The following is a 14,921-nucleotide window of genomic DNA, read 5'->3' as shown; positions in this document are numbered from 1 at the left end:
TGGGGCGCCACACGCCGTTATCCGCTCCGCATAACGGCGTGTCACGTCCCCTGGCCACGCATTAAATTGTGCACAACTTGATTGTGTGCAACTATTAGCGCATGCCGGTGACCGATGAGATGGTGTGCTTCTCGCTCTACGCCGCCACGCGTGCCACCACGCAGGCGTACCGTACGCTCCTCGAGCCCTGGGGGCTCACCTACCCGCAGTACCTCGTCCTCATCACCCTCTGGGTCGAGGGCGAGCAGACCGTCGGGTCGCTGGGCGAACACCTCCAGCTCGACTCGGGGACGCTGTCCCCGCTGCTGCGGCGGATGGAGCAGTCCGGTCTCGTCCGGCGCGAACGCCGCGCGGGCGACGAGCGCGTCGTGACGGTGACGCTCGGCGATCGCGGCCGGGAGCTGCGCTCCGAGCTCGCCCACATCCCCGCCCGGATCGCGGCAGGCACCGGCCTGCCCGACCAGCAGGCGGCGGGCGCCCTCATCGACACCCTCCACCGGCTCACGGAGACCATGCACGCTGCAGCGCAGCCGCAGGCCCCCGCGCACAACAGAACACCCTCCGAAAGGAACTGATGAACGTCCTCTACACCGCAGAAGCCCTGTCGACCGGCGCCGGCCGCGACGGCCGTGTCGCCACCAGCGACGGCTCGTTCGCCCTCGACCTCGCCGTCCCCAAGGAGATGGGCGGATCGGGAGCCGGCACCAACCCGGAGCAGCTGTTCGCCGCCGGTTACGCGGCCTGCTTCCACTCGGCGCTGCAGGCGGTCGCCCGCAGCCAGAAGGTGAAGCTCGACGGCTCGTCGGTCGGAGGCCGCGTGGAGATCGGCCCGAACGGCAACGGCGGCTACCAGCTCGCCGTGCTGCTCGAGGTCGTCCTGCCCGGGATCGAGGCCGAGCAGGCCCAGGCCCTCGCGGACGCGGCGCACCACGTGTGCCCCTACTCCAACGCTACGCGCGGCAACATCGACGTCACCATCACGGTTTCGGAGGACTGAGCCATGACAGACGCCACCACGATGCGTGCCCTGGTCCACCACGAGTTCGGCGACCCCTCCGAGGTGCTCGCGGTCGAAGAGCGCCCCCTCCCCCAGCCGGGCGCCGGCGAGGTGCGCGTGCGGATGCTGCTCTCGCCCATCCATAACCACGACCTGTGGACCGTGCGCGGCACCTACGGCTTCAGGCCCGAACTTCCCGCCCAGGCCGGCACCGAGGCACTCGGCGTCGTGGATGCGGTCGGCGAGGGCGTCGAGCAGCTCACGGTCGGCCAGCGGGTCGTCACCGGCGGGACGTTCGGCGTGTGGGCCGAGTACTTCGTCACCCGGGCCGCGGGCCTCATCCCCGTGCCCGACGGGCTCCCCGACGAGTCCGCCGCTCAGCTGGTGTCGATGCCGTTCAGCGCGATCAGCCTGCTCGAGTCGCTCGGACTGAGCGAGGGCGACTGGCTCATCCAGAACGCCGCGAACGGCGCCGTCGGCCGGATGGTCGCCCAGCTCGGCGCCGCACGCGGGCTCAACGTCGTCGGCCTCGTCCGCCGGTCCGCCGGTGTGGAGGAGCTGCGCGCCCAGGGCATCGAGCGCGTCGTCGCGACCGACGACGCGGGCTGGCGCGACCGGCTCGCCGAGATCACCGGGGGCGCCCCGATCACCGCGGGCGTCGACTCCGTCGGCGGCTCGTCGGCAGGGGATGTGCTCTCCACGCTCGCCGAGAACGGCACCCTCGTCGTGTTCGGCGCGATGGCGTCGCCCACGCTCGAGCTCGCCTCCGGCGACATCATCTTCAAGCAGGCCACGGTCAAGGGCTTCTGGGGCAGCGTCGTCAGCCGCGAGATGCCGGCCGACCAGCGCGGGCGGCTCTTCCAGGAGCTGTTCGCCCGCCTCCAGGACGGCACGCTGACCCTCCCGGTCGCAGGCGTCCACGGGCTGGACGACATCGCCGGAGCCGTCGCCGCGAGCGGCGAGGCCGGACGCGTCGGCAAGGTGCTGCTGCGCCCCTGACGATGGCCACGACGACGGCCGCGACCGCGTGCGGGGTGGGCACCGCCCGATAGCCTGGGCACATGCTCACCCCGCCGGTCACCGCCAAGAAGCCCGTCGAACGCATCCACCACGGCGACGTCTACGTCGACGATTACGAGTGGCTGCGCGAGAAGGACGACCAGGCGGTCATCACGCATCTCCACGAGGAGAACGCGTACACCAACGCCCGCACCGAGCACCTCGCGCTGCTCCGCGAGCGGATCTTCGACGAGATCAAGGCGCGCACCCGCGAGACCGACCTGAGCGTGCCGGTTCGCGAGGGCGACTGGTGGTATTACACCCGCACGGTCGAGGGCAAGCAGTACGGCATCCACTGCCGGGCCCCCATCGCCTCCGCCGACGATTGGGTCCCCCCGACGCTCGACGAGGCGGCCCAGCGCAACGGCCTGCCGGGCGAGCATATCCTGCTCGACGACAACGCCGAGGCCGAAGGGCACGACTTCTACGCGCTCGGCAGCTTCGACGTGAGCGCCGACGGCACGCGCCTGCTGTGGGCCGTCGACACCGAGGGCGACGAGCGCTACACGCTCCGCGTCCGCTCGCTCGTCGACGACGGCGTGGCCTTCCCCGATGAGATCGAGGGGACCGCGGGCGGCGCGCTGTTCGACCAGAGCGGCGCCTACATCTTCTACACGACGGTGGATGAGTCCTGGCGCCCCGACACCGTCTGGCGGCACCGGGTGGGCGATGCTCCTGCCGTCCCTGACACCCAGGTGTTCCACGAACCGGACGAGCGCTACTGGATCGGCGTCGGCCTGACCCGCAGCCGGCGCTTCCTGGTCATCGAGGCCGGCTCGAACATCACCAGCGAGGCGTGGCTGCTCCGCTCCGACGACCCCACCGGCGAGTTCCGCGTGGTCTGGCCGCGGAAGGAGGGCGTCGAGTACGACGTCGAACACGCCATCGTCGGCGGCCACGACCGCCTCCTCATCGTCCACAACGACGGCGCCATCAACTTCGAGCTCGTCAGCGTCTCGGCCGACGACCCCCAGGGGCCCCGCCGCGTGCTCCTCGCGCACGATCCGGCCGTGCGCATCGAGGGCGTCGATGCGTTCCGCGACTTCGTCAGCGTCGAGTACCGCCGCGAGGGGATGACGCGGGTCGCCGTCGCTTGCGTGCCCGATCCGAACAGTGAGCAGCCAGCGGACGACACCCCGCACGAGCTGCATTTCGACGAGGAGCTCTTCACCGTCGGGGTCGGCGGCAACCCGGAGTGGACGCAGCCGTTCCTGCGCCTCGGCTACGGCAGCTTCGTGACGCCCTCCACCGTGTACGACTACGACGTCCGCACCCGCGAGCTCGCCCTGCGCAAGCAGCAGCCGGTACTCGGGGCGTTCGACGCCTCCCTGTTCGAGCAGCGCCGGGAGTGGGCGACGGCATCGGACGGCGCACGCGTCCCGATCTCGCTCGTCTACCGCCGCGACCTGGTCACGCCCGGCGAGCCGGCCCCGCTCGTGCTCTACGGCTACGGCTCGTATGAGGCGAGCATGGATCCGTCGTTCAGCATCCCGCGCCTCAGCCTCCTCGACCGCGGCGTCGTGTTCGCCATCGCGCATGTCCGCGGCGGCGGCGAACTGGGCCGGCTCTGGTACGAGAACGGCAAGAAGCTCCACAAGAAGAACACCTTCACCGACTTCGTGGCCGCCGCCCGCCACCTCGTCGACCGTGGATGGACAGATCCGTCGCGCATGGCGGCGCAGGGCGGAAGCGCCGGCGGCCTGCTCATGGGAGCCGTGGCGAACCTGGCGCCCCGCGACTTCGCCGGGATCCTCGCCGAGGTGCCGTTCGTCGATCCGCTCACCAGCATCCTCGACCCGTCCCTGCCCCTCACCGTCATCGAGTGGGACGAGTGGGGCGACCCTCTGCACGATCCGGAGGTCTACGACTACATGAAGTCGTACTCGCCGCTCGAGAACGTGCACGCGACGCACTACCCGCGCATCCTCGCCATCACGAGCCTCAACGACACCCGCGTGCTCTACGTCGAGCCGGCGAAGTGGGTGGCGAAGCTGCGCGAGGTGGATGCGGACCCGCTGCTCAAGATCGAGATGGCCGCCGGCCACGGCGGGGTCTCCGGGCGGTACGCCGCCTGGCGCGAGCGGGCGTTCGCGCTGGCGTGGCTTCTCGACGTCGTCGGGGCGCATCCATCGGGCGAGTGACCGTGAAGACCGACCTGAAGAAGGAGCTGGGGCTCTATGCTCCCCGGCGCGGGCGCTTCGAGGTCGTCACCGTTCCGCCGCTGCGCTACCTGATGGTGGACGGTCACGGCGACCCGAACACCTCGGACGAGTATCGCGATGCGATTCAGACGATCTTCCCGCTCGCCTACGCGCTGAAGTTCCTCAGCAAGCGCAGCCTCGACCGCGACTACACGGTCATGCCGTTTGAGGCGCTGTGGTGGGCGGACGACATGGCGGCGTTCACGAGCGCCCGCGACAAGTCTCAGTGGCGCTGGACCGCGCTCAACCTCGTCCCCGACTGGATCACCGACGCGCACGTCGAGGAGGCGACGGCGACCGTGCGAAGCAAGGGCGGCGCCCCGCGCCTGGACGAGCTGCGCGTCGAGACGCTCGACGAGGGGCTCAGCGTGCAGACCCTCCACGTCGGCTCCTATGACGACGAGGCGCCCGTGCTGGCGGAGCTGCACGACGTGTTCATCCCGGATGCGGGGCTCACCATGACCGGCCGCCACCATGAGATCTACCTGAGCGATGCCCGCAGGGCGGCGCCGGAGAAGCTGCGGACGATCCTGCGCCAGCCGGTCAGCCGAGTCGACTAGGACGCAGCGGGCTCAGCCCAGGTCGTCCGGGTCCTTGCCCGTGCGCTCCCCCGACTCGAGCGTTGCGATCGCGGCCAGGTCCTCCGCATCCAGTTCGAAGCCGAAGACGTCGATGTTCGACCGGATGCGCTCCGGCGACGTCGACTTGGGGATGACCACGTTTCCGAGCTGCAGCTGCCACCGGATCACCACCTGCGCCGGTGTCACTCCGTGCTTCGCGGCGAGCGCGTCGAGGACGGGGTCGCCGAGCACTCGGCCGCGCGCCAGCGGGGACCACGCCTCCGTCACGATCCCGTGGGACGCGTCATACGCGCGCACCTCGGCCTGCGGGAGCCAGGGATGCAGCTCCACCTGGTTCACCGCGGGCACCGTGCCGGTCTCGCGCGCCAGCCGGTCGAGGTGATGGATGTGGAAGTTCGCCACTCCGATCGACCGCGCGCGACCCTCCTGCCGCACCCGCTCCAGGGCCCGCCAGGTCTCCACGTACCGGTCGCTGCGCGGCGCGGGCCAGTGGATGAGGAAGAGGTCGATCGTGTCGAAGCCGAGCCGTTCGAGGCTGGCGTCGAACGACCGCAGCGTCGAGTCGTAACCGTTCTCGGTCCACCACACCTTGCTCGTGACGAACACGTCCGACCGGTCGATCCCACTGCGCCGCACGCCTTCGCCGACCCCGCGCTCGTTCTCGTAGAACGCCGCCGTGTCGATGTGGCGGTAGCCCGCTTCCAGCGCCGTCACCACCGCCTCCGCCGTCTCGGCCTCCGGGATCTTGTACACGCCGAAGCCGAGCTGCGGAATGGTGTTGCCGTCGTTGAGAGTCAGCTGCGGGATGCTCGCCATGGGTTCATTCTGCCGTGCCCCCGGCGTACAGGTGGGGCATCGGAAGGAGACGAACACCATGTCATTGACCAACAAGACGATCGCGTTCCTGGTGGGCCCCGAGGGCATCGAGCAGGCCGAGCTCGTGCAGCCCTGGCAGGCGGTGACCGAGGCGGGCGGCACGCCCAAGCTCGTGTCGAAGGACGAGGGCGAGGTGCAGGCGTTCAACCACCTGACACCGGCCGACACCTTCCCCGTGGATGTGACCCTCGGCTCGGCGAGCGCCGACCAGTTCGACGCCCTCGTGCTTCCGGGCGGTGTCGCCAACGGCGACCAGGTGCGCACGTTCCCCGAGGCCGTGTCGCTGGTGAAGGACTTCGCCGCGGCCGGCAAGCCCATCGCCGTCATCTGCCACGGAGGCTGGGTGCTGATCGAGGCGGGCGTCGTGGGCGGCCGGACACTGACCAGCTGGCCGAGCCTGCAGACGGACTACCGCAACGCAGGGGCGACCTGGGTCGACGAGGAGGTCGTGGTCGACGACGGCCCGTTCACCCTCGTCTCGTCGCGCAAGCCCGATGACCTGGACGCCTTCGACCGCGAGCTCGTGAAGGCCTTCGAGTAGAGCCGCGTGAGCGTTCCCTGACAATGGCCTCGGAGCCGGTTGCGGTCGGCCGGAGTGCGCGGGAACGTAGTCGACTCCTGGACCATCGATAGGAAGGAGAGCACATGCTCACCCTCACCGAGAACGCCAGCACCATCGTCAAGACGCTGACCGACCAGTCCCCGGACGACTCCGCGGGTCTGCGGATCAGCAGCAGCAACCCCGACAACACCGCGTTCGCCGCGGCGGTCACCCCGGAGCCGGACCCTTCGGACCAGGTGGTCGAGTCGGGCGGCGCCCGCATCTTCCTCGAGACGCAGGCGGCCGAGGTCCTCGACGACAAGGTGCTCGATGCACAGGTCGACGACCAGGGAGCCGTCAGCTTCGCGATCGGCGTCACCGCGTAACGCGGCGCGACGCGACGAAGGCCCGGAGCCGCTCGGCTCCGGGCCTTCGTGCGTTGTCAGGCCTGTCTGCTCGCGTCGGCTTCGGGCTCGGGCTCGGGCTCGGCGGACGGTTCCGGAAGGGCGTCGGCGACGATGGGATGCGGCGCCGTCCGGTCGTCGGGGAGGCCCCACAGCGCCTCGCCCTTGCCCGCATCCAGCAGGAACTCCACCGCGAGCGTCCACAGCGGCACGATCTTCATCGGCGGGATGTCCTCCTCGCCCGGGAAGTGCGCCGCGAAATGGACCTCGGGCTCACCCCGGAGCGGCTCCGCCGCGGCGACCAGACCGTAGTAGTTCTCGTCGTCAACAACGCGCCAGCGCCCGGTCTGCCCGTGCTCGGGCTCCAGCTTCACCGTGTACCCGCCGTAGGAGAAGTCGGGGCCGGGAGGCAGGGAGGCGCGCTCGTCTTTCGTCATGTCCCCGTTGTACGGCGCTCCGACCCGCTCGGCAACTCGTTCACTTGCCTAGCAAAAAGGTGTAGGGCTACACCGCCCCTCCCGGCTGTCAACTCCTCGATTCACTCGTGCATCCGGCATGAAGTGGGTCGGGACGAGAGGAGAGCCATGTTGGCGATGACGTACCGCGGCCCGTACAAGGTCCGCGTGGAGGAGAAGGACCGACCCAAGATCGAGCACCCGGGAGACGCCATCGTCCGGGTCACGCTGGCCGCGATCTGCGGATCCGACCTGCACCTCTACCACGGCATGATGCCGGACACCCGGATCGGCCACACGTTCGGCCACGAGTTCATCGGGGTGGTCGACGAAGTCGGGCCGGACGTCGAGACGCTGAAGGTCGGCGACCGGGTGATGGTACCGTTCAACATCTTCTGCGGCACCTGCTACTTCTGCCAGCGGGGGCTCTACTCCAACTGCCACAACGTGAACCCGAACGCCACCGCAGTCGGCGGGATCTACGGCTACTCGCACACGACCGGCGGCTACGACGGCGGCCAGGCCGAGTACGTCCGGGTCCCTCTCGCCGATGTCGGGCCGACGATCATCCCGGACTGGATGTCGGACGAGGACGCCGTCACGCTCACGGACGCCCTTCCCACCGGCTACTTCGGCGCCCAGCTCGGTGACATCGTCGAGGGCGACACGGTCGTCGTGTTCGGTGCCGGCCCGGTGGGCCTGTACGCCGCGAAGTCGTCGTGGCTCATGGGCGCCGGCCGCGTCATCGTGGTCGACCACCTCGACTACCGGCTGGCCAAGGCGCGGGAGTTCGCGCACGCCGAGACGTACAACTTCGTCGAGCTGGGGGATGTGGTGCTCGCGCTCAAGCGGGCGACCGACGGTCTCGGCGCGGACGTCGTCATCGACGCGGTGGGTGCGGAGGCCGACGGCGCTGCGCTGCAGCACATCACCGCCTCGAAGCTGAAGCTGCAGGGCGGTTCCCCGATCGCGCTGAACTGGGCGATCGACTCCGTCCGCAAGGGCGGCACGATCTCCGTGATGGGGGCGTACGGCCCGCTGTTCAGCGCGGTGAAGTTCGGCGACGCCATGAACAAGGGCCTCACCATCCACACCCACCAGTGCCCGGTGAAACGTCAGTGGCCCCGCCTGTTCGAGCATGTCCGGAACGGATACCTCACGCCGTCGGACATCGTCACCCACCGCATCCCCCTGGAGCACATCGCAGAGGGGTACCACCTGTTCTCGTCGAAGCTCGACGGGATCATCAAGCCGCTCGTCGTGCCGAGCGCCGCGTAACCACGGATCGAGGGAGGACAGCAGATGCCGTACGTCGCCACAGATCACACGAAGAAGTACGACCCGGAGGAGCTCCGCAGGCGCATCCCCGGCTGGGGAGTCGACAGCGACCCGGCCGACCGGCCGTCGCACCCGCGGGAGCGTCTCGACCTGGAGCCGCCCGGTGCGCACTGGGAGATCCCGGAGCAGCAACAGCCCGTACAGGGGCGAGAGCGCTCGATCGAGCACACCCGGATGACGCCGGTGTTCGGAACGGCTCAACCGCTCCACGGCGTCTCGGGCGCGATCCGCCGCTTCGCCTACGACCGCTACAGCGAGGGGCAGACCGCGCACTGGCTGCTGCTGGTGCTGGGCGACCGGGTGGAGTCGGTGGGCGCACATGTGAAGTCGCTCGCGTCCCGCCGGCCCGACGACCCGATCACGGAGTCGGGCGTCCTGGGCGAGGCAGGCCACCATCCCGTGTCGTCTCGGTTCGGGGTTCGCCGCGCGGACGTGAAGCACACGTGGCTCGACCCGATCATCGTGGTGGGGCCGTGGGTCCTCGCCGGAGTGTTCGCCGTCCGTACGGTGGTGAAGATCGCCCGACGCTAGGTGCACCAGACCGCTGAACTGTTCGGTCTAGCCGCACGCCGCGGCACCGGTGTCAACGAGAGTGACCCGGTGCCGCGGTGGTTGTTCACTGGTGTCCGGCGTGCGGACCGCCCCAACCCCGCTAGGCGGTCCGCGCGCCACCCCTACGGGGCGGCGACCTCTTCGGGCACGCCTGCCTCATCCTGCTGGTCGACCTCGGCCCCCGCGTCGTCGCCGCGGAACTGCGTCATGTACAGGTCGTAGTACGCCCCGCGCCGCTCGAGAAGCGTTGCGTGGTCGCCCTGCTCGACGATCCGGCCGTGCTCCATCACGAGGATGGTGTGCGCGTCGCGGATGGTGGACAGGCGGTGCGCGATGACGAACGACGTCCGGTCGGTGCGCAGCGCCGCCATCGCGTGCTGGACGAGCAGCTCTGTACGGGTGTCGACCGAGGAGGTGGCCTCGTCGAGGATCAGCAGCGACGGGTTCGCGATGAACGCCCGCGCGATGGTGATGAGCTGGCGCTCACCGGCCGAGACGTTGCCGCCCTCGGCGTCGATCACCGTGTCGTAGCCGTCGGGCAGCTGCCGGACGAAGCGGTCGACCATGGTGGCCTTCGCCGCCTCGATCACCTCGTCGTCGGTCGCCTCGAGGCGCCCGTACCGGATGTTCTCGCGGATGGTCCCCGAGAACAGCCATGCGTCCTGCAGCACCATTCCGACCTGGCCGCGGAGTTCATCCCGCGACAAGTGCGTCGTGTCGATGCCGTCGAGGCGGATGGTGCCGCCGTTCAACTCGTAGAACCGCATGATCAGGTTGACGAGCGTGGTCTTGCCCGCTCCCGTCGGACCGACGATCGCGACCGTGCTGCCCGGCTGGACGCTGAGCGAGAGGTCTTGGATCAGCGGCGTCTCGGGGTCGTACGAGAAGTCCACCTTGTCGAGCTCCACCCGGCCGTCCGCACGCTCCGGGAGGTGCTGCGTCGGCGTCTCGGGCATCTGCTCCTCCGAGTCGAGGAACTCGAACGTCCGCTCGGCCGAGGCGACACCCGACTGCAGCATGTTGGCCATGCCGGCGATCTGCCCGATCGGCTGCGAGAACTCGCGGGAGTACTGGATGAACGCGGTGGCGTCTCCGATGGTCAGCGTGCGCCCGGCGACCATCAGGCCGCCGACGACCGCGATGAGCACGTACGAGAGGTAGGAGACGAAGTTCATCGCCGGCATGATGCTGCCCGAGACGAACTGCGCGCCGACCTGCGCCCGGTGCAGCTTCGAGTTGCGCTCGTCGAACTCGCCGAGCATGACCTCGTCGCGGCCGAAGGCGCGCACCAGGTCGAGACCGGAGTAGGACTCCTCGATGTGGCCGTTGAGCGAACCGGTCGAAGCCCACTGCGCGGTGAACAGCTTCTGCGAGCGCGAGCCGATCACGCCGGCGATCACGCCGGAGAGCGGGATGGAGATCAGCGCGATCAGCGCGAGCTGCCACGACACGATGAACATCATGATCCCGATGCCGATGACCATCAGCACGGACTGGATCAGCTGCGAGAACGCCTGCTGTAGAGCCGTCTGGATGTTGTCGACGTCGTTGGTCACGCGCGACATGAGGTCTCCGCGCTGGCGTGTGTCGAAGTAGCTCAGCGGGAGGCGGTTGAGCTTCGACTCCACATCCTTGCGCAGCCCATAGACCACGCGCATGACGAGGGCGTTGAGCAGGTAGCCCTGCCACCACTGCAGCAGCGACGCGACCAGGTACATCGTGAGAACGATGAGCAGGAGGCGCCCGAGCTCCGTGAAGTCGATGCCCTGCTTCGTGACGTAGATGCCGTTGAAGATGACGTTGGTGGCGTCACCGAGGATCTTCGGCGCGATGACGACGAGCACGACCGACACGACCGTGAGGAGTGTGACCCAGGCCATCCCGAGCCACTCGGGCTTGAGGAGTCCCATGAGCCGCTTGAACGACGGCCAGAAGTTCTCCGCCTTCTTCGCCGGTGCTCCGCCGAACATGTCGCCGTCGGCTTCGGTGGGCGTGAAGTCGTATTCCTCCTCGAGCTCGTCGAGGACGATGTCCTTCGCGGTCGGGTTCTGCCCCTCCTCGGGGCGTCCGCCGCGCTTCTTGCGTTCTGTGGTCCGTGCCATCTCAGGCCACCTCCAGGCTCAGCTGCGACTCGACGATCTGGCGGTACGTCTCGTTGGTCTCCAGCAGTTCGTCGTGGGTGCCGCGTCCGACGACCCGTCCGTCGTCCATGACGATGATCGTGTCGGCTTCGCGGATCGTGGAGACGCGCTGCGCGACGACGATCATCGCCGCGTCCCCGATGGATTCGGCGAGCGCGCGCCGCAGGCGGGCGTCGGTCGCGACATCGAGCGCCGAGAACGAGTCGTCGAAGAGGTACACCTTCGGCTGGGCGACGAGCGCGCGGGCGATGCACAGTCGCTGGCGCTGTCCGCCGGAGACGTTCGTGCCGCCCTGGGAGATGCGCTCGTCGAGGCCGTGCTCCTTCGCTCGGACGAAGTCCTCGGCCTGGGCCACGCGCAGCGCCTCCCAGAGCTCCTCGTCGGTCGCATCCGGACGCCCGAAGCGCAGGTTGGAGGCGATCGTCCCGGAGAAGAGGTACGGCCGCTGCGGCACCAGCCCGAGCACCCCGGCGATCTGCTTGCGGGTGAGCGCGTCGACGGCGACGCCGCCGATGTGGACGTGTCCGCTCTGCGGCGTGAACAGGTTGGCGATCACCGAGACCAGCGTGGTCTTGCCGGAACCGGTGGAGCCCACGATCGCGGTCACCTTGCCGGGCTCGGCCGTGAACGTCACGTCGCTGAGCACCGGCTTCTCGGCGCCCGGGTAGCCGAAGGTGACATCCTGCACCTCGACCCGGCCGTTCGTCGGGACCTCGTCGGCGTCGGCCTGAGCCTGAGCGGTGGTGGGCGTCGCACCGAGCACCTCTTCGATGCGCTCCGCGCAGACCATGGCGCGCGGGATCATCATGGCCATGAACACGCCCATCATGACGGCGACCAGGATCTGCAGGAGGTACTGCAGGAAGGCGGTCAGCGCGCCGATCTGGATGTCGCCGGCGTCGACCCGGTGACCACCGAACCAGAGCACGGCGACGGTCGCCGCGTTGAGGATGAGCATGATGATCGGGAACATCAGCACGAAGACGTTTCCGACCTTGACCGAGATGCGCGTGAGGGCCGCGTTGGCGTCGTCGTACCGCTTCGTCTCGAAGCGCTCGCGGACGAAGGCGCGGATGACCCGGATGCCGACGATCTGCTCGCGGATGACGCCGTTCACGCCGTCGATGCGCTCCTGCATGATGCGGAACATCGGCAGCAGGAGCGAGACGAGGACGCCGACGACGATGAACAGCACGGCGACCGAGACCCAGATCAACCAGGAGAGCCCGGCGTCGACCTGCACCGCGAAGATGATTCCCGCGATGCACATGATCGGGGTGGACACCATGAAGTTGAACGTCATCAGCAGGAGCATCTGCACCTGCTGGACATCGTTCGTGTTTCGCGTGATGAGCGTCGGCATCCCCCAGCGGGCGAGGTCGAGCGACGGCAGCGCATCCACCTTGCGGTAGAAGGAGCGCCTGATGTCCTTGCCCGCGGACATCGAGGCGCGCGCCCCGAAGTAGGTGGCCGTCACGGCGGCGATCACCTGGATGAAGCAGACGACGAGCATCATGCCGCCGGTGCGCCAGATGAAGTCGGTGTCGCCGGTGACGACGCCTTTGTCGATGATCTGGGCGTTGAGGGTCGGAAGGTAGAGGGCGGCCATGGTCGCGATCAGCTGAAGGACCACGACCGCGGTCACCGCGCGCCAGTAGGGGCGCACGAAGCGGAGTGAGAGACGAAGCAGAGTCACAGTGATTCCCGGGTGTGCTGTGTATGGATGTGATGGCGGAGCAGCCCCGCCATGAGCGAGGCTAACGTCGATTGCGGACGATGAGCGGCCTCAATTGAGAACCGGTCCGGCGGCCGCGATGGGTGCGGTCGCACGCGGGCGGTGTCAGGCGGCCGTGTAGTGGAGGTGGAGGACGCCGTTGTCGTAGGCGTCGTGGTGACGCAGCCGCAGCTTAGCGGGCGCGCTTCCCTCGGGGAACAGGCGTGCGCCCGTCCCACGGACCAGCGGATAGACGAACAGATGGAGCGAGTCGACGAGTCCGTCGGCCAGCAGGGCCCGCACCAAGCGAGCCGGACCCGCTGATGTACACCCCGCCGCTGAACTCGTCGGCGAAGGCCCGGATGCGCTCGGCGTCGTACGCGCCGAGCGACCGCGAATTGCGCCACGTGCGCTCCGCGGTCTGGTCGTCCAGGGTCGAGCTGACGACGCCCTTCGGGCTGTCGTTGAAGAAAGGCGCACCCGGATCGTCGTCGGCGGTGCGCGGGGACCACGCGGGAGCGAACATCTCGAACGTGCGCCTGCCGAGCAGGATCGCGTCCGACGCCCGCGTGATGCGGCCGATGTCGTCGCCCATGTCGGGATCGAACCCGAACTCGAACGTCCAGCTCGGATCTTCGAACACGCCGTCCAGCGACACGAACTCGTGCACTGCGATCGCGCCCATCAGAATCCCCTTTCCCCCGGAACAGCATAGGGGGTGACGCCTTTTCGCGAAACGGCCCGCGGCGCACCCGATCAACGGTTCGACGGTGCGTGGGGGCGATGTGGCGGGACAGTTCCCGTACTCCCCGCCACATCGCCTGAAGGGGTCCGGCCCATTCGCCCGAACCCTTCACATAGGAAGACGTGGGCGGTCTCGTGATCGTGACGCTGCTCATCGAAGTGGTTTCGAACGAACATCGCGCAGAAGTCGAGCCTTGGCCCCCGCCTGGGGGATGTGCATACTCGGAGGACTGAACCGCTACCGATCCAAAGGGGGATCCATGCGTAAGAGAATCCTGGCCGCCGCCATCGCGCTGGCCGCATTCGCCGGACTGGCCGTCGGCACACCCGCCGTCGCCAGCACGGGAGGAGCCGCCGACGGGGACAAGCATCCCGACGTCGGCCTGATCCTGTTCTACGACGCCGACGGGCGCTTCCGGTGCTCGGCGACGCTGGTGTCGCCGACGGTGGTCGTGACCGCCGCACACTGCACCTCGGGGACGCTGGGCAAGACACTCGTCACGTTCGACTCCGTGATCGCCGAGCAGCCGCCCGCTCCGTTCCCGGTCGCCGCCGACCCGACCGTCGGGTTCACCGCCGCCGAGATCACCGCGGCCGGTTACTACTCGGGAACGGCGTACACGCATCCGGACTACTCGGACTTCACCGACACCGCGAACTGGAACGACGTCGGCGTCATCGTGCTCGACCAGCCCGTGGCCTCGTTCGGATCCGGCTACCCGCAGATCGCGCCCGTGGGCACGCTCGACGCGATCAAGACGAGCAACCTGTCGAAGACGCTTTTCACCGCAGTCGGCTATGGAACAGAGGTGCGCAAGCCGGAGTCCGGCCCCCAGAAGCCGCAGCCGATGAGCTATCCCCTCATCCGGCGCTACGTGGACATGCCCGGCCAGAAGCTGACCCCGCAGATCCTGCAGACCAACGGCAATCCGAACGACACCCGCGGAACCGGCGGGACCTGCTTCGGCGACTCGGGCGGCCCGGTGTTCCTCGGCGACCAGCTGGTCGCGGTGACGAGCTACGGCTACACGGACAACTGCCGCTACCTCGGCGGCTACCAGCGTCTGGACATCCCGGTGGTCGATTCCTGGCTGGCCACATTCGGGATCTAGCCGCCGCCGGGCAATAAACGACGATCCTCCATTGTTATTGAGAATAGGTTTCATCAAGGGAGGTCCGTCATGAAGGTACGCAATTCGGTGAAGTCGCTCAAGGCGATGCCCGGAGCTCAGGTGGTGCGTCGCCGGGGCCGCACGTTCATCATCAACAAGAAGAACCCGCGCATGAAGGCCCGCCAGGGCTGAGCGGCGCGGAAGAA

Annotated in this window: 16 protein-coding genes and 1 pseudogene; 11 read left to right on the top strand and 6 right to left on the bottom strand. The window is 68.6% G+C overall.

Annotation, left to right across the window (positions count from 1 at the left end):
* The first annotated feature begins 101 nt into the window (after nt 1-101).
* The 5 genes from ABIC47_RS11625 to ABIC47_RS11605 all read left to right on the top strand — a co-directional run bounded on the left by ABIC47_RS11625 (nt 102) and on the right by ABIC47_RS11605 (nt 4,817).
* The gene (locus tag ABIC47_RS11625) at nt 102-575 is read left to right on the top strand and encodes a MarR family winged helix-turn-helix transcriptional regulator (RefSeq protein WP_196802416.1); all 474 of its coding nucleotides are present in this window, start codon (nt 102-104) and stop codon (nt 573-575) included.
* Complete coding sequence (locus ABIC47_RS11620) at nt 575-997, top strand: organic hydroperoxide resistance protein (RefSeq protein ID WP_354480547.1); 423 nt, start codon at nt 575-577, stop codon at nt 995-997. The genes ABIC47_RS11625 and ABIC47_RS11620 overlap by 1 nt, the downstream gene beginning before the upstream one ends.
* Nucleotides 998-1,018: 21 nt before the next feature.
* The gene (locus ABIC47_RS11615; protein WP_354480874.1) at nt 1,019-1,996 is read left to right on the top strand and encodes a zinc-binding dehydrogenase; all 978 of its coding nucleotides are present in this window, start codon (nt 1,019-1,021) and stop codon (nt 1,994-1,996) included.
* Nucleotides 1,997-2,058: 62 nt separating this feature from the next.
* Complete coding sequence (locus ABIC47_RS11610; RefSeq protein ID WP_354480545.1) at nt 2,059-4,197, top strand: S9 family peptidase; 2,139 nt, start codon at nt 2,059-2,061, stop codon at nt 4,195-4,197.
* Nucleotides 4,194-4,817: a GyrI-like domain-containing protein gene (locus tag ABIC47_RS11605; RefSeq protein WP_354480543.1), complete on the top strand. Its 624-nt coding sequence runs from the start codon at nt 4,194-4,196 to the stop codon at nt 4,815-4,817. The genes ABIC47_RS11610 and ABIC47_RS11605 overlap by 4 nt, the downstream gene beginning before the upstream one ends.
* Before the next feature lie 12 nt (nt 4,818-4,829).
* On the opposite strand, the gene ABIC47_RS11600 is transcribed toward ABIC47_RS11605, so the two are convergent.
* Nucleotides 4,830-5,654, bottom strand: a complete 825-nt coding sequence (locus ABIC47_RS11600; RefSeq protein ID WP_354480541.1) for an aldo/keto reductase — start codon at nt 5,652-5,654, stop codon at nt 4,830-4,832.
* A gap of 58 nt (nt 5,655-5,712) precedes the next feature.
* Between ABIC47_RS11600 and ABIC47_RS11595 the strand changes: the two genes are divergently transcribed.
* Entirely contained in the window at nt 5,713-6,255 is a 543-nt protein-coding gene (locus ABIC47_RS11595) for a type 1 glutamine amidotransferase domain-containing protein (RefSeq protein ID WP_354480539.1), read from the top strand.
* Nucleotides 6,256-6,359: 104 nt separating this feature from the next.
* The gene (locus ABIC47_RS11590; protein WP_018189363.1) at nt 6,360-6,641 is read left to right on the top strand and encodes a hypothetical protein; all 282 of its coding nucleotides are present in this window, start codon (nt 6,360-6,362) and stop codon (nt 6,639-6,641) included.
* 56 nt (nt 6,642-6,697) lie between these two features.
* Here ABIC47_RS11590 and ABIC47_RS11585 read toward each other — a convergent pair whose 3' ends face one another.
* On the bottom strand, nt 6,698-7,096 hold the full coding sequence (locus tag ABIC47_RS11585) for a hypothetical protein (protein WP_089880022.1): 399 nt from the start codon (nt 7,094-7,096) through the stop codon (nt 6,698-6,700).
* Between the two features lie 147 nt (nt 7,097-7,243).
* On the opposite strand from ABIC47_RS11585, the gene ABIC47_RS11580 reads away from it, so the two are divergent.
* Both ABIC47_RS11580 and ABIC47_RS11575 read left to right on the top strand, forming a co-directional pair.
* Nucleotides 7,244-8,392 (top strand): zinc-dependent alcohol dehydrogenase, encoded by a 1,149-nt coding sequence (locus ABIC47_RS11580; protein WP_354480537.1) that lies wholly within the window; start codon nt 7,244-7,246, stop codon nt 8,390-8,392.
* Between the two features lie 24 nt (nt 8,393-8,416).
* Complete coding sequence (locus ABIC47_RS11575) at nt 8,417-8,983, top strand: hypothetical protein (RefSeq protein WP_089880013.1); 567 nt, start codon at nt 8,417-8,419, stop codon at nt 8,981-8,983.
* Between the two features lie 143 nt (nt 8,984-9,126).
* Here ABIC47_RS11575 and ABIC47_RS11570 read toward each other — a convergent pair whose 3' ends face one another.
* From ABIC47_RS11570 to ABIC47_RS11555, 4 genes and pseudogenes are all read right to left on the bottom strand, one after another.
* Entirely contained in the window at nt 9,127-11,106 is a 1,980-nt protein-coding gene (locus ABIC47_RS11570; RefSeq protein WP_089880011.1) for an ABC transporter ATP-binding protein, read from the bottom strand.
* A gap of 1 nt (nt 11,107) precedes the next feature.
* The gene (locus tag ABIC47_RS11565) at nt 11,108-12,841 is read right to left on the bottom strand and encodes an ABC transporter ATP-binding protein (protein WP_354480534.1); all 1,734 of its coding nucleotides are present in this window, start codon (nt 12,839-12,841) and stop codon (nt 11,108-11,110) included.
* A gap of 144 nt (nt 12,842-12,985) precedes the next feature.
* Nucleotides 12,986-13,162 (bottom strand): dihydrofolate reductase family protein, encoded by a 177-nt coding sequence (locus ABIC47_RS11560; protein WP_354480532.1) that lies wholly within the window; start codon nt 13,160-13,162, stop codon nt 12,986-12,988.
* A 172-nt stretch (nt 13,163-13,334) separates the two neighbouring features.
* Nucleotides 13,335-13,544, bottom strand: a pseudogene (locus tag ABIC47_RS11555) (dihydrofolate reductase family protein); the annotation flags it as partial.
* 319 nt (nt 13,545-13,863) lie between these two features.
* On the opposite strand from ABIC47_RS11555, the gene ABIC47_RS11550 reads away from it, so the two are divergent.
* Both ABIC47_RS11550 and ykgO read left to right on the top strand, forming a co-directional pair.
* Nucleotides 13,864-14,715, top strand: coding sequence for a trypsin-like serine protease (locus ABIC47_RS11550; protein ID WP_354480530.1), 852 nt, complete (start codon nt 13,864-13,866; stop codon nt 14,713-14,715).
* Nucleotides 14,716-14,784: 69 nt separating this feature from the next.
* Nucleotides 14,785-14,907 carry a type B 50S ribosomal protein L36 gene (gene ykgO / locus ABIC47_RS11545; RefSeq protein ID WP_018189355.1) on the top strand — a complete coding sequence of 41 codons (123 nt, stop codon included), beginning with the start codon at nt 14,785-14,787 and terminating at the stop codon, nt 14,905-14,907.
* The last annotated feature ends 14 nt before the right edge of the window (nt 14,908-14,921 follow it).

Source organism: Leifsonia sp. 563 (assembly GCF_040545055.1).
Lineage (GTDB): Bacteria > Actinomycetota > Actinomycetes > Actinomycetales > Microbacteriaceae > Leifsonia.
This window is presented reverse-complemented; position numbering and strand designations above follow the sequence as displayed.

Coding starts and splice junctions, on each gene's coding strand:
- ABIC47_RS11580 (WP_354480537.1), top strand. CDS start 7,244: ATGTTGGCGATGACGTACCGCGGCCCGTACAAGGTCCGCGTGGAGGAG.
- ykgO (WP_018189355.1), top strand. CDS start 14,785: ATGAAGGTACGCAATTCGGTGAAGTCGCTCAAGGCGATGCCCGGAGCT.
- ABIC47_RS11625 (WP_196802416.1), top strand. CDS start 102: ATGCCGGTGACCGATGAGATGGTGTGCTTCTCGCTCTACGCCGCCACG.
- ABIC47_RS11585 (WP_089880022.1), bottom strand. CDS start 7,096: ATGACGAAAGACGAGCGCGCCTCCCTGCCTCCCGGCCCCGACTTCTCC.
- ABIC47_RS11610 (WP_354480545.1), top strand. CDS start 2,059: ATGCTCACCCCGCCGGTCACCGCCAAGAAGCCCGTCGAACGCATCCAC.
- ABIC47_RS11600 (WP_354480541.1), bottom strand. CDS start 5,654: ATGGCGAGCATCCCGCAGCTGACTCTCAACGACGGCAACACCATTCCG.
- ABIC47_RS11590 (WP_018189363.1), top strand. CDS start 6,360: ATGCTCACCCTCACCGAGAACGCCAGCACCATCGTCAAGACGCTGACC.
- ABIC47_RS11550 (WP_354480530.1), top strand. CDS start 13,864: ATGCGTAAGAGAATCCTGGCCGCCGCCATCGCGCTGGCCGCATTCGCC.
- ABIC47_RS11595 (WP_354480539.1), top strand. CDS start 5,713: ATGTCATTGACCAACAAGACGATCGCGTTCCTGGTGGGCCCCGAGGGC.
- ABIC47_RS11570 (WP_089880011.1), bottom strand. CDS start 11,106: ATGGCACGGACCACAGAACGCAAGAAGCGCGGCGGACGCCCCGAGGAG.
- ABIC47_RS11615 (WP_354480874.1), top strand. CDS start 1,019: ATGCGTGCCCTGGTCCACCACGAGTTCGGCGACCCCTCCGAGGTGCTC.
- ABIC47_RS11620 (WP_354480547.1), top strand. CDS start 575: ATGAACGTCCTCTACACCGCAGAAGCCCTGTCGACCGGCGCCGGCCGC.
- ABIC47_RS11575 (WP_089880013.1), top strand. CDS start 8,417: ATGCCGTACGTCGCCACAGATCACACGAAGAAGTACGACCCGGAGGAG.